Annotated in this window: 15 protein-coding genes; 10 read left to right on the top strand and 5 right to left on the bottom strand. The window is 60.9% G+C overall.

The window, feature by feature from the left end; all coding sequences use genetic code 11:
• Positions 1 to 115: 115 nt before the first annotated feature.
• Genes MLC70_RS05200 through MLC70_RS05190 form a run of 3 tightly spaced genes read left to right on the top strand, consistent with a single transcriptional unit; the run spans position 116 to position 1,736 of the window.
• Positions 116 to 658 (top strand): hypothetical protein, encoded by a 543-nt coding sequence (locus tag MLC70_RS05200; RefSeq protein ID WP_248182024.1) that lies wholly within the window; start codon positions 116 to 118, stop codon positions 656 to 658.
• A 59-nt stretch (positions 659 to 717) separates the two neighbouring features.
• Positions 718 to 1,428 carry an AzlC family ABC transporter permease gene (locus MLC70_RS05195; protein WP_248182023.1) on the top strand — a complete coding sequence of 237 codons (711 nt, stop codon included), beginning with the start codon at positions 718 to 720 and terminating at the stop codon, positions 1,426 to 1,428.
• Entirely contained in the window at positions 1,425 to 1,736 is a 312-nt protein-coding gene (locus MLC70_RS05190) for an AzlD family protein (RefSeq protein WP_248182022.1), read from the top strand. The genes MLC70_RS05195 and MLC70_RS05190 overlap by 4 nt, the downstream gene beginning before the upstream one ends.
• A 29-nt stretch (positions 1,737 to 1,765) precedes the next feature.
• Here MLC70_RS05190 and MLC70_RS05185 read toward each other — a convergent pair whose 3' ends face one another.
• From MLC70_RS05185 to MLC70_RS05170, 4 genes are all read right to left on the bottom strand, one after another.
• Positions 1,766 to 2,539, bottom strand: a complete 774-nt coding sequence (locus MLC70_RS05185) for a DUF3750 domain-containing protein (RefSeq protein WP_248182021.1) — start codon at positions 2,537 to 2,539, stop codon at positions 1,766 to 1,768.
• Entirely contained in the window at positions 2,540 to 3,205 is a 666-nt protein-coding gene (locus MLC70_RS05180; RefSeq protein ID WP_248182020.1) for a hypothetical protein, read from the bottom strand.
• Between the two features lie 87 nt (positions 3,206 to 3,292).
• Positions 3,293 to 4,459 carry a GNAT family N-acetyltransferase gene (locus tag MLC70_RS05175; RefSeq protein ID WP_248182019.1) on the bottom strand — a complete coding sequence of 389 codons (1,167 nt, stop codon included), beginning with the start codon at positions 4,457 to 4,459 and terminating at the stop codon, positions 3,293 to 3,295.
• 56 nt (positions 4,460 to 4,515) lie between these two features.
• On the bottom strand, positions 4,516 to 4,887 hold the full coding sequence (locus MLC70_RS05170) for a Spy/CpxP family protein refolding chaperone (RefSeq protein ID WP_248182018.1): 372 nt from the start codon (positions 4,885 to 4,887) through the stop codon (positions 4,516 to 4,518).
• A 184-nt stretch (positions 4,888 to 5,071) separates the two neighbouring features.
• On the opposite strand from MLC70_RS05170, the gene MLC70_RS05165 reads away from it, so the two are divergent.
• Together MLC70_RS05165 and MLC70_RS05160 are read left to right on the top strand one after the other, a co-directional pair.
• Positions 5,072 to 5,758: a response regulator transcription factor gene (locus MLC70_RS05165; RefSeq protein ID WP_248182017.1), complete on the top strand. Its 687-nt coding sequence runs from the start codon at positions 5,072 to 5,074 to the stop codon at positions 5,756 to 5,758.
• Positions 5,755 to 7,077: a sensor histidine kinase gene (locus MLC70_RS05160; protein ID WP_248182016.1), complete on the top strand. Its 1,323-nt coding sequence runs from the start codon at positions 5,755 to 5,757 to the stop codon at positions 7,075 to 7,077. Before MLC70_RS05165 ends, MLC70_RS05160 begins: the two co-directional genes overlap by 4 nt.
• Here the strand turns inward: MLC70_RS05160 and MLC70_RS05155 are convergent.
• Positions 7,024 to 7,233 carry a hypothetical protein gene (locus tag MLC70_RS05155; protein ID WP_248182015.1) on the bottom strand — a complete coding sequence of 70 codons (210 nt, stop codon included), beginning with the start codon at positions 7,231 to 7,233 and terminating at the stop codon, positions 7,024 to 7,026. The genes MLC70_RS05160 and MLC70_RS05155 overlap by 54 nt on opposite strands.
• Positions 7,234 to 7,268: 35 nt before the next feature.
• Between MLC70_RS05155 and MLC70_RS05150 the strand changes: the two genes are divergently transcribed.
• The 5 genes from MLC70_RS05150 (at position 7,269) to MLC70_RS05130 (ending at position 12,086) form a co-directional block, all read left to right on the top strand.
• A complete protein-coding gene (locus tag MLC70_RS05150) occupies positions 7,269 to 7,874 on the top strand; it encodes a YigZ family protein (RefSeq protein ID WP_248182014.1) in 606 nt (201 codons plus the stop codon).
• A 73-nt stretch (positions 7,875 to 7,947) separates the two neighbouring features.
• Positions 7,948 to 8,484 (top strand): DUF4136 domain-containing protein, encoded by a 537-nt coding sequence (locus MLC70_RS05145; protein ID WP_248182013.1) that lies wholly within the window; start codon positions 7,948 to 7,950, stop codon positions 8,482 to 8,484.
• A 28-nt stretch (positions 8,485 to 8,512) separates the two neighbouring features.
• On the top strand, positions 8,513 to 8,869 hold the full coding sequence (locus tag MLC70_RS05140) for a translation initiation factor Sui1 (RefSeq protein WP_248182012.1): 357 nt from the start codon (positions 8,513 to 8,515) through the stop codon (positions 8,867 to 8,869).
• Positions 8,870 to 8,959: 90 nt separating this feature from the next.
• Positions 8,960 to 10,213 carry a D-amino acid dehydrogenase gene (locus MLC70_RS05135; protein WP_248182011.1) on the top strand — a complete coding sequence of 418 codons (1,254 nt, stop codon included), beginning with the start codon at positions 8,960 to 8,962 and terminating at the stop codon, positions 10,211 to 10,213.
• Positions 10,214 to 10,349: 136 nt separating this feature from the next.
• A complete protein-coding gene (locus tag MLC70_RS05130) occupies positions 10,350 to 12,086 on the top strand; it encodes an alkaline phosphatase D family protein (protein WP_248182010.1) in 1,737 nt (578 codons plus the stop codon).
• The last annotated feature ends 2 nt before the right edge of the window (positions 12,087 to 12,088 follow it).

Below are 12,088 nucleotides of genomic sequence, written 5' to 3'. Positions count from 1 at the left end.
ATATCCCGGTTTTGCTTATCGTAAAACGATTTGAACAATCATCAGGTTAGCTGTGTTGGTTTTTTTATAATCAAGTCACATCATCTGACTCAGGGCATCTGAGTGGAGGACGATTATGAAACGGCTCTTCTATCTGGTGGACACTATCGACAGTGTCGAGAGTATTTCCGAGGATCTGCACGAGCGTGGCATTACCGACTGGCGGTTCCACATCTTCAGCAAGGATGAGGCAGGGCTCTATACCCACAGGCTGCACACCGCCAGCGTGCTTGATAAGACCGATCTGCCCCGGTTTGTGGAACGGGGAATGATCATCGGTGGCCTGTTCGCACTGTTTTTCGTGGTACCCATTGCCACGTGGGGCGGCTTTGGCTGGCCGCTCTCTGCATATGTTGCGATGGGCGTGTTCGCGGTCATTGCCGGCGGCTGGCTCGGCGGCTTTGGCGGTATCGGCACGGAGAACTACCGCATCCGGAAATTCCACGGTGACATCGAATCCGGACGGCACCTGGTCATGGTGGATGTGCCCAAGGCCGATGCAGAGCAAATGAAGGAAGTGATGGCAAGGAATCACCCTGAAGCGAAATTGCAGGGCGAGGGCAGCAGCTTCAACAACCCGTTTGCTGCGGCAGACGGTCGGGTGCACATCGTGCATTAGGCCGTGTCTGCGGGTAACTACCTATACGCTGATTGAGGATTCTGACTTAGTTTTCTCTGATGTCTGTCGCTTCCTATCCTTATCAGCTTCAGCCGGCCAAGGTGCGCCTTGAGTTTGTCCGGCTGCTTCCCATCTCCTTGTTTGTGGTGGCGTTTGGTGCTGCCTTTGGCCTGGCGGCCATCCAGAAGGGGTTGGAGCCGCTGCAGGCGTTGCTGATGAGCGCAACCGTGTTTGCCGGCGCGTCCCAGTTTGCGGCCGTCGATATGTGGGGCGCCCAGGTTTCAGTGTTACCGTTGATCGCCGTGGTGTTCGCTATTAACTCCCGCCATCTGTTGATGGGGGCGTCACTGTACCCGATGCTCAAAGAGTTACCGCCCCGTCAGCGCTATGGCGTGTTGCTGCTGTTGACCGACGCCAACTGGGCGGTGTCGGCCCAGGAATATCAGAGTGGCCGGCGTAATCTGGAAGTGATTCTTGGCGGCGGGCTGGCATTGTGGCTGGCCTGGATGATCGGCACCCTGATGGGCGTTTACTTCGGTCGCCTGCTGCAAGACCCCCAGAGCCTGGGCCTGGACATGGTGCTCGGTTGCTTCCTGCTCGCTATGGCTCTGGGTGGCAAAAAATCCCCTCGCATTCTGGTTGCCTGGGCTGTCGCCGCGGCCGCCGCGCTGGCCGCCTACTGGTATCTGCCCCCTCACACACACGTTGTGGTCGGCGCCCTGGCGGGTGGCGTGGTCGGGTTGTTCTGGCTGGAGAAAAAACCGGTATGACCATCGAGACCACCACCTCCGGCATATTGCTGCTCATCGCCATCATGACGGTGGTGACGCTGGCAACCCGCTATGGCGGCGTGTTCGCCATGTCGTTCGTGCGGATCAGCCCGCGCGTCGAAAGCTTTATCAACACCATGGCCAGCTCGGTGCTGATCGCCATTGTTGTGCCCATGGCCTTTGACGGCGATGCCGGCGCCCGAGCGGCTCTGCTGGTCACCGCAGTGACCATGCTGGTGTTGCGCAAACCGCTGCCGTCGATCGCTGCCGGGATTGCCGCCGCTGCGGCGGTGCGTTATCTGTTCTGAGCTTCGGGCAGGCCACCGTCGTCTTGACATTACTCTCCAGATTCGGAGGCCATCGGATTGGTATTCCTCAGTGCCAGCTCACCAATGCCCGGTAGCTTGATACCCAGACCCAGCGGGTTTATGCCCAGCGACAAGCCCAGCACGTTCAGCTCCAGCCCCTCCCGAACGCCGGCCAGCAAACCGAAATAGCCCCCCAGTGAGAGCTGATAGCCCGAGCCGCCGGGGACCGATGCGCCCACGCGATCTCCCAGATAGTCCTTGCCGATGGCATGGTTCGGCAGAGCCACGTCCAGGCCCTCGGTTTCGCGAATCACCCAGGCCACGAAGGTGTTGCTGTTGGGCCCGGGCCAGGCTTCATATTCGTCTGGATAGGGGTAGGTCTGCACCGCCTCGTAAATGCCGGGAATGAGGGCTTCGGCTTCCTCGCCACGAATGTCGGCGTACAGCACCGGTTCGGCCCCATACCAGCGGCGGTCCGGGTCTCCGGGGCGTGAATTTACCACGTACTGACGCCAGCCAGTCACCTCATGCACGTAATACTGCTCCGCTGCTTTTTCTTTCGTACTGATCCACGTATGCACGGCAAAATAGCCGCGCCAGCTCCAGGCCCGGGCACCGTACACCTGAATGATGGCTTCTTCGGTTTCCGCCGCCAGCGGGGCGATTCCGGCGCTGTCCCTGGACGCGGTCTGCCAGCTTTCGGCGCTGTGCAGGGTGCCGCTGGTGGCCAGCAGCAGAGGGCCGGCCAACATCATGAACAAACCACCGAAGAACCAGGTGGTTACTTTCAAAAATCGTCTCATTCAGCTTGTCCTGAGGGTGCGTCGTCGGATAATGGAAACCACCTGATTCATCAGTTCCCGCGCCTCCCCATCGTACAGCAGGTGGAATTTCTCCCGCTGGATATTGCGGTCGTGGGTGGTGTCGGAGGTGGCGGTATCTTTCAGCAGATCCATGTACTGGCAGGCGGCGAGATGTGCCTTGATCTCCGTATCAATCACCCTGGTGACCAGCGTGTCTACTTCCTCATGGCAGTAGGGGCGATGACGATTCAACGCATTCCTCGCTTCCAGTGCGGCGTTACGCGCTTCCAGCCGGAGTTCACCGGCCGGCTCGCCGGATTCCACTGTGCGCAGGAACATGCCCAGCCGGTCGTGCAGCAACCACAGTTGCGGCCAGATAATGTCGTACGCGGCCTTCTCGGCAGAGAATTGGGCCGATTCGGGAGCACCGCCTGCGGCACCGAGCAGGGGCGGCGGGGTGCCATTGAACTGGTTGATGCGAAGTTCGTCCATATCGCGCCAGAGGGTTTCCGTGCGTTGCTTGAGCTGGGCATCCAGGTAAGCCTGGTTTCGCCGGGCGCTGGACGAATATACGAGAGTGCCCACCGCCACGATCAGCGCGACCGCTGATATCACGAGGGCAATGCTGTTCTGGTCCATGAGGCTGATGATCTGATCCGTATCCATGGTGTGTGACCTGTCCCGATGCCTGAAGGAGGGGTTCTGAAATTATCAGGAAACCCACGCTCAGGTTATTACAAGATCGTATAAAAATTAACCAGTATTCTCCTGTCGGAACGGCAGGGCCTCCCTGGCATCATCAACATAGCGCCGGACGTGTTCCGCCTCCTCGGCGGTAAATCGTTCAATGGCCTCGTGAAATCCCGGATGGACTATGCCGTGCCAGGAGTGGGTGACCACCGGCTCGAAGCCACGGATCAGCTTGTGCTCGCCCTGGGCGCCGGCGTCAAAAGTGGACAGGCCGAGATCTATGGCCAGCTCGATGCCCTGGTAGTAGCAGGTTTCAAAATGCAGAAAGTCGTACTCTTCCAGACAGCCCCAGTAGCGGCCGTAAAGTGTGTCATCACCGGTCAGGAAAAGAGAGCCTGCGATCATGTCGTCGTCCCTGATCGCCATCACCAGGTACAGCTGTTCGGGCATGGCCGTGCGCAGCTGGCGGAAGAAAGCCTCATTCAGGTAAGGGCGTTGGCCCCGCTTGAGATAGGTTGCCTGATAGAACACATAGAAGGCCGACAGCACCTGCGCCGGCATGTCTGTGCCGGAAAAACGCCGGAAAGATACGCCGGACTCGCTGACCTGTCGGCGTTCCTTACGAAGGGACTTGCGCTTGCGTGAAGTGAGCGCGCCGAGGAAATCGTCGAATCCCCGGTATCCATGGTTGCGCCAATGGAACTGGCACCCGAGACGGTGCAGCTCCCCGGTCTTTTCAAGCAGTTGCTGATCATCGGCGTTGGGAAACAGTACGTGCCAGGAGTGGGCGCCCAGGGCATCACAGGCGCTGTCCAGCAGTTTGTGAAGCAGCTCGGGCGTCAAACCCTTGCGCAGGGTCTCACCCAGCAGCAGGCGCGGCCCCTGGCAGGGGGTGAACGGCACGGCGATCAACAGTTTGGGGTAGTACTCTTCGCCGTAGCGCCGGTAGGCATCGGCCCAGGCCCAGTCAAACACATACTCGCCCATGGAGTGGGCTTTCAGCCACGCGGGCGCCACGCCGGCCAGATCGCCGTCCAGCCAGAAAGTCAGGTGTGCGGGTGTCCAGCCGGATTCACTGGTGGTGCAGCCATTGGCCTCCAGTGCCCGCAGAAAGCGGTGCTTGAGAAACGGGTACGAGCCGGGGCAGAATGCATCCCAGTCCGCTTCTGCAATGTCTTCGATGGATGTGCAGAAACGAACGAGCGGAATTGGGGAGCCGGGTTCGGCCATGGTCGGGCAACCTCCTTGGTGATACCCGATACCATACGCCAGAACCCCGCAACTGATCACTGGCTGGCGCAGTGTTCCTGCATTTTCGCCTGCCATTTCTCCATCTTAGCGGCGCGTTTCTCTTGCTTCTCCTGATGGATCTCGTCCCAGATCTCGCGCTGCTCGTCGGTCAGTTTGAGGCGGTCGGCCATCCTGGCGTGGCGCTGCTCCATTTTGGCCTGGTATTCCTGCATCCGCGCCTCGCGGTTCTCGGGGCTGAATTTGCCGGTGTCGTTGCGCATCTGCTCACACATTTCGGCGTTGTTGTACTTGCCGTGGTGGCCGTGATGTTTGTCTCCGTGATTGCCGGCGAGCGCCAGCGGGCTGGCCAATAGCGCTGCGGACAGAAAGACGCTGGCGAGAAACCGGGGGGATGGGTGTTTGATCATCGTTGGACCCTCTTGCTCATTGGTAGAGCCGCCGAAGCAGCCCCGTGACAGTGAGGATTATGCTAACGGACAAACCTGTCAGCCGGTGTCAGTGCCGTGTAAAGGTTGTGCAAAGGAAAATCGCCAGAAAAAGACACCGCAGGCCAGCGTGTTAGACTGAATCGTGTCAATCGGGAGGAGAGTCATGCAGAACAGGGTATTGCTGGTTGAGGACGACGATGAGCTACGGCAATTGCTGGCCCGCTACCTGACCAATCAGGGTTTCAGTGTGCGCGAGGCGGCGACCGGCAACGACGGGCTGTCGCTGGCCCGTGGCCAGAACTGCGACATTGTAGTGCTGGATATCATGTTGCCGGACATCAGCGGACTCGACGTGTTGCGGGCCCTGCGTGCCGAAACCCACCTCCCGGTGGTGCTGCTCACGGCCCGGGGTGATGAGACCGACCGCATTGTCGGCTTCGAGGTGGGGGCCGACGATTACATCCCCAAGCCCTGTAACCCGCGGGAACTGGTGGCGCGGCTGCAGGCCCTGCTGCGCCGCATCGCCTGGGATCAGGCGGTTGATCTGGACGCTTCCCGCACCTATGGCGACCTGCGGGTGGAGCCTGCCCATCGCCGGATCTATCAGGATGACAACCCGCTCGAACTCACCGCCACGGAATATGAGGTGCTTCAGGTGTTGCTCGCCCATGCCGGCAGCGTGGTCCGTAAAACCGACCTGATGCAGTGGGCGCTGGGACGACGGCTCGAAGCCCATGACCGGACCCTGGACATGCACATTAGCAACCTGCGCAAGAAGCTGGGTAACGACGATCCGCCACGGATCGAGACCGTGCGAGGGCTGGGCTACAGCTATCGGGTGCCGGCATGACGCGGCGCGTGGTGTTTCCGCTGTTCTGGCGAATTTTCCTGTCTATCTGGCTGGCCATGGCGATCACCATGCTGATCAGCAACGTTGCCACACGGGCGCTTATGGATCGTGAGCGCGCGTCCATCGAGCGTCAGGTCGGCCTGAGGGAGTTGGGCCTGGAGGCGTTAACGGTGCGCCGGAGTGAGGGCCGGGGGCCGGCCTGGCGCTTTCTGAGAGCGCAGGGCGAACGCCTGGAACTGCACCTCATTCTGGTGGAGAACGATGAGCAGGATGGCCGCTTGCCCTCGGCCATCCGTGAGCGCCTGAAGTCAGGCTGGTACCGGCAGCGCCCCGCGGTGATTGAGGTTGGTGAGGGGTACCGGTTGGTGGCCTGGCCACGGATGGACGGTGAGGGTTGGCTCGACCCGCGCTTTTTCCGTGTGCTGGAGATGGCGCTTGCTTTTGTGTTGATTACACTGGCTTGCTGGTGGATTGCCCGGTTGGTCTCGCGACCGCTCCGACATATGGAAACCACTGCCCGGGACATCGCTGGCGGTAACACCCAGTTGCGGGTCAGTGACCAGATTGCCGGCCGGCGGGACGAAGTCGGGCAGCTGGCGGCTGCTTTCAACGCCATGACCGAGCAGCTTTGCAGTCTGCTTGATCGGCAGAAACATCTGCTGCGGGACATTTCCCACGACCTGAGAACGCCGCTGACCCGGCAGCGGATCGCCATCGAACTGGCCAGTGAAAGCGGAACGGACGAAGACCTGCTGGCGAGCATTCTCCGCCAGAACGAGCGCCTGGAAGCCATGACCTCGCAGATTCTCACGCTCTATCGGGTGTCGGAAGAGGGGCGCGACATTCCCCGCGAGGCGGTTCAGCCGGTGATCGTGATCAACGATGTGCTGCAGGACGCAGCCGACTATGCCGAGCATCGGGGGGTGGACTGCCAGTTAACGATCAGTCCGGATTGTCCGGGGGTATCCGTGCTGGGAGATCAGGGATTGTTGCAACGGGCTTTCGATAACATCGTACAGAACGCCCTCGATCACACCAGCCCGCGTCATGCGGTTCACGTCTGCATGAACAAGGTGGATGGCGCTCTGGTCACGGTGATCGAGGACGAAGGCCCGGGGGTGCCCCCGGAGATGCTGCCCCATCTGTTCGAGCCGTTCTACCGGGCTGACAAATCCCGTGGAGGTAAGGGTTGGGGCCTCGGGCTGGCCATTGCGCGGGACATTGTGGCGGCCCATGATGGTGACATTCGGGCAGATCTTGCTGTTTCAGGCGGGCTTCGGGTGACCGTCATCCTGCCGGTCTTTACCGATGTCAGCTGACACATCGGTAGCCGGGGCGTCAGGTTTGAGTTCCGCTGCGCGAGAGAAATCGATGCCCTCAATTTCGCCTTCGTCATAGCGGATGCCGCAGCCGGCTTTTCGGATTTTCGCAGGCGGTGCGGTGCCAGCTGAGACGGGATCGTCTTCATTTTCCACGTTGGATTTCCTCGGTGTGCGCGGAGCGCGAGTAGATGAACAAGAACTACCCTGTTCCCGCAGGATACCTTGAGCGGGAAACGGAGATAAAGAAAAGCCGGTTTATCGCCCGTATTGCTCACGTGAGCAGCCGTGACGAGGTGCGCGCGTGGCTTGATCAGGCCCACCGGGATCATCCGGACGCCCGCCACATCTGCTGGGCCTACCAGTTGGGGCGCCCGGGATCGGCGGCGGAAGCGGCGATGAACGACGATGGCGAGCCGTCGGGCACCGCGGGTAAGCCGATTCTCGGGGTGATCCAGCACAAGGATATGGGGGACGTGCTGGTGATGGTGATTCGCTATTTTGGCGGCATCAAACTGGGTGCTGGCGGCCTGGTCCGCGCCTACGCCGGAGCTGCCGAGAGCGTGTTGTCTGCAGTGGAACGGTCGGTGCAGCAGGCCATGGACGCGGTTGATGTGACCATGGGGTTTGCCGATGAGCAGCCCTTGCGGCACTGGTGCGAAACTCACGAGGCGTTGTTGGTCGCGGTGGAGTACGGTGCCAGCGTCAACGCGCGGGTGCAGGTGCCGGCGGATCATAGCGAGGCCTTTGCCGCTTTTTGTGAGGCCCACAAACTCGATTACCGTTTCGAAAGGTAGGGAACCCTCGCTACATCTCTGACCGTTCGGAGTGCGTATACTTTACACAAGGAAATCAGACATGAGGTGTACTATGACGATTCGCGCGGTTGTGGCATCCCTGACGATGCTGTTGCTGGCCGGTTGTGCCAGCAACGTGGTGACCGATTACGACTCGGCCGCCGTTTTCGGTAACTACTCATCCTGGGCGTTCCCCGAGCGCGGTGGCGACAGTGCGTCTTTCGAATCGCTGGATGATAGCCGGATTCGCGCTGCGGTTGAGCGCGAGCTGAACCGGAGGGGGCTCGACAAGGCCGGGGCAGATGCCGCGGATTTGCTGGTGACCTGGCAAATTGTCGAGGAGGAACGGCTCGAACGTTCCGGCCTGGGGTTCGGTCTCGGCATCGGTCGTGGTAACTTTGGCTGGGGGCTGTCTACGGCACCGCCGATTCGTGAAGTGCAGGAAGGTAAGCTGGTGGTCGAGCTTGTTGATGCGCAGAGCGAGCGTGTGGTGTGGCGTGCGGCAAGCCGGCGTTACCTCAACGAGGACCAATCGCCGGAATACCGCCGCGAGCTGATCGACGAAGTAGTCGCGGACATGTTTACCGAGTACCCCCCGGGACTGAAGTAGGGCGTGAAACACTGTAATCGGAGTACCAATGAAGTCGAGATCGGCTGGTGGCCTGGTTTTTTCCACTGAGCAGGGGCGCATGTGCCCGGACTGCCGCCATCCCGTTGCTGACTGTTGCTGCGGCCAGCCGTCCCGGCCGGCCGGTGACGGGGTGGTGCGGGTCAGTCGCGAAACCAAGGGTCGCAAGGGCAAGGGCGTCACCCTTGTGACCGGAATCCCCCTGGACGATAAAGAACTCAAGGCCCTTGCGAAGGTACTGAAAGCCCGGTGTGGGACCGGCGGCACCGTCAAGGACGGTGTCGTTGAAATCCAGGGGGACCAGCGGGACATCCTCGTGCCGCTGCTTCAGGCCAAAGGCTGGACCGTCAAACGGGCCGGCGGCTGATGATCTAACACCCAATGCCGGCCCCGGACGCTAGACTGGGGCCCGGTCCATGGTGTCCCGCACGGGACTCACGCTTAGCGGAGGATAAGGATGCACGTAATGGTGCTGGGTGCAGGTGTTGTTGGTGTTACCACCGCCTGGTTTTTGCGCAAACAAGGCCATGAGGTCACCGTTATTGACCGGCAGAGCAAAGCCGGCCTGGAGACCAGTTATGCCAACGGTGGGCAGATATCGGTGTCTCACGCCGAGCCCTGGGCCAACCCCTCGGCGCCGTTGAAAGTACTCAAGTGGCTGACCCAACCGGACGCGCCGCTGTTGTTCAGGCCCCGTTTTGACCTGGCCCAGTGGCGCTGGGCGCTGTCTTTCCTCAAGGAGTGCACGTCGGCGCGTGCGGCCTATAACATTCGCCAGATGGTGAACCTGGGTACCTACAGCCGATCGCAGTTGCAGGCCCTGCGCCAGGAGGCCGGGCTGGAGTACGATCACCTCGAGAAGGGCATACTGCACTTCTACACCAGTCAGCAGGAATTCGATGCCGCTCTTGAGCCCACACGGCTGATGCGGGATCTCGGTTGCGACCGCCAGGTGATCGATGCTGCCCGCGCCGTTGAGCTGGAGCCGGCGCTGGCGCCGATCCGCGATCGCATCGCCGGGGCCACTTACACCTCCGAGGACGAATCCGGCGACGCCCGGAAGTTCACCCAGGCACTGGCGCGCAAGGCAGAGGAAGCCGGCGTGCACTTTCTGTACGGCACCGACATCCTCGGTTTCGACAAGACCCGGGAGCGGGTTCTTGGTGTGCAGACCCTCTGTGAGGGCCGCCACGAAACCCAGCGTGCCGATGCCTATGTGCTTAGCCTGGGCAGCTTCAGTGCGATACTGGCGCGGCAACTGGGTCTGTTCCTGAATATCTACCCCGCCAAGGGGTATTCCATCACCGTACCGGTCAGGAACGAGGCCGCGGCGTTCAAGGTCAGCCTGACTGACGACGAGTACAAACTGGTGTACTCACGCCTCGGGGATCGCATCCGTGTTGCCGGCACCGCCGAGCTCAACGGCTATAACCGGGATCTGGATTACACCCGGTGCCGGGCGATCGTCCGCCGCACCGCGGAAGTGATGCCTGAGGCCGCGTACTGGGACCAGGCTGAATTCTGGACCGGACTGCGCCCGGCAACGCCATCCAATGTGCCCTACATCGGTAAAAGTCATTTCGGCAATCTGTATCTAAATACGGGCCATGGCACCCTGGGCTGGACCCATTCCTGCGGTTCTGCCGCGGCCATAGCGGACATCATTGACGGTCGCACGCCGGATGTGGATTTCGCGTTTTGCGGTTTGTAGATCTGTAACCGGTTAATTTGGCCCAATGTGCGGGGTGCCTGTCATTCGCGAGTAATAGACTGTTTTCAATCTGTGATCTCCATCACAACAAGTGATCGACGACCGTCGGCTCACAATCAAGAATCCGGAGAGCAGAATGAACAAGCAACGCCGTGTGGTGCTCAAGGGCCTCGCCGCCACATCTCTCGGCGCGTTGACGGCCTGTGGGGGCGGTGGTTCGGGCAGCGGGGCCGCGGCCAGAGTCTCCGGGCCAGGTAACGTCGCCGGTGACAGCAACAGTCAGCGCGTTCCTGCGGTCGCATTCAACCACGGCGTTGCCTCAGGCGATCCTCTCGCCGACCGCGTCGTGCTGTGGACCCGTGTCACTCCGGCAGACGCGCTTGCCCGGGACGCAGGTGTCATACCGGTCAGGGTAACCGTTGCCCGGGATCGGGACATGCAGGAACGCGTTGGTCAGATCCAGACAACCACCGGACAGGCTCAGGATTTTTGCGTCAAGGTGGATGCGGCGGGATTGCAGGCGGACACCTGGTATTACTATCAGTTTTCTGTCGGTGATCAGACTTCCCCGGTGGGCCGAACCCGCACCTTCCCAGCTTCGGGTATGCCGGCTGAACGTGCCCGATTCGCCGTGGTGTCCTGCTCGAATTATGCCTTTGGTCTTTTTTCCGTTTATAAAGCCGTGAGTGACCAGAGCGACCTGGACTTTATCCTGCACCTCGGTGACTACATCTACGAATACGGTCCGGGTGAGTACGGTGACTTTCCCGACCGCGACCCGCTGCCTGCCCATGAGATTCTCGAACTGTCGGATTACCGGCAGCGCCACGCCCAGTACAAGACCGACAGCAACTTGCAAGCGGTACATCAGCAGTTTCCGATGATCTGCATCTGGGATGACCACGAGTCTGCCAACGACAGTCATCGGGACGGCGCGGAGAACCACGATGAAGCGACCGAGGGCGCCTGGACCAATCGCCGTGAGGCCGCGATCCAGGCCTATTTCGAGTGGTTGCCGATTCGCGAGGTGGTCGCAGACAGCGGTCGGATCTGGCGACGCTTCGAGTTCGGCCGGTTGATTGACCTCTTTATGCTGGACACCCGCCTTGAGGGTCGGGATGCGCAGGTGTCTTCGCCTGCCGATCCCGCCCGCTTTGACGACCAGCGCCGCATCATGAGTGAGCAGCAGATGAGCTGGCTCAGGGAGGGTCTGATGACGTCCGACGCCCACTGGCGGATGATTGGTCAGCAGGTCATGTTTTCCGAGCTGAACATTGTCCGGACGCTGGACGCGGCCCGCACCCTGGGGCTGGAGGATATCTCCGCCTTCAACGGTCAGTTGCTGTCACTGAACATGGACCAGTGGGACGGTTATGTGGCTGACCGGGAGGCGATACTCCAGACCCTGTCCGGGCAGGGCATCGATAACACGGTATTTTTCACCGGGGACATCCACACCTCCTGGGCAAACGAAGTCTACGCGGATCCCGGCAGTCTGCTGGAGAACGCGCTGACGGATCCCCTTGCCGCCGAGTTCGTGACGCCCTCGGTTACCTCTCCGGGTTTTCCCGAGCAAATCGCCGGTCTTGCGGGTGTCGCTGTCCAGCTGGCCAATCCGCACATGAAGTACGTGGAGCTCAAATCGCCGGGCTTCATGCTGGTGGATGTGACAGCCCAGCGTACCCAGGCCGAGTTTCTGTATGTCAGGAGCATCTCCAGTGTCGATCAGCTCGGCGAGATTGATCTGGCCATGAGCAAGGTGGTGGGTGTCGACAGCGGCAGCAGCCGCATTTACCAGGATCGGCCCCGGTCCACGCCTCGCGCCGTCCGCACGGCGCTGGTGCATCCGCCCGTGCGTGAAACTGTCAGCTAAGG

Source organism: Marinobacter goseongensis, assembly GCF_023156235.1.
GTDB classification, from domain to species: domain Bacteria; phylum Pseudomonadota; class Gammaproteobacteria; order Pseudomonadales; family Oleiphilaceae; genus Marinobacter; species Marinobacter goseongensis.
This window is presented reverse-complemented; position numbering and strand designations above follow the sequence as displayed.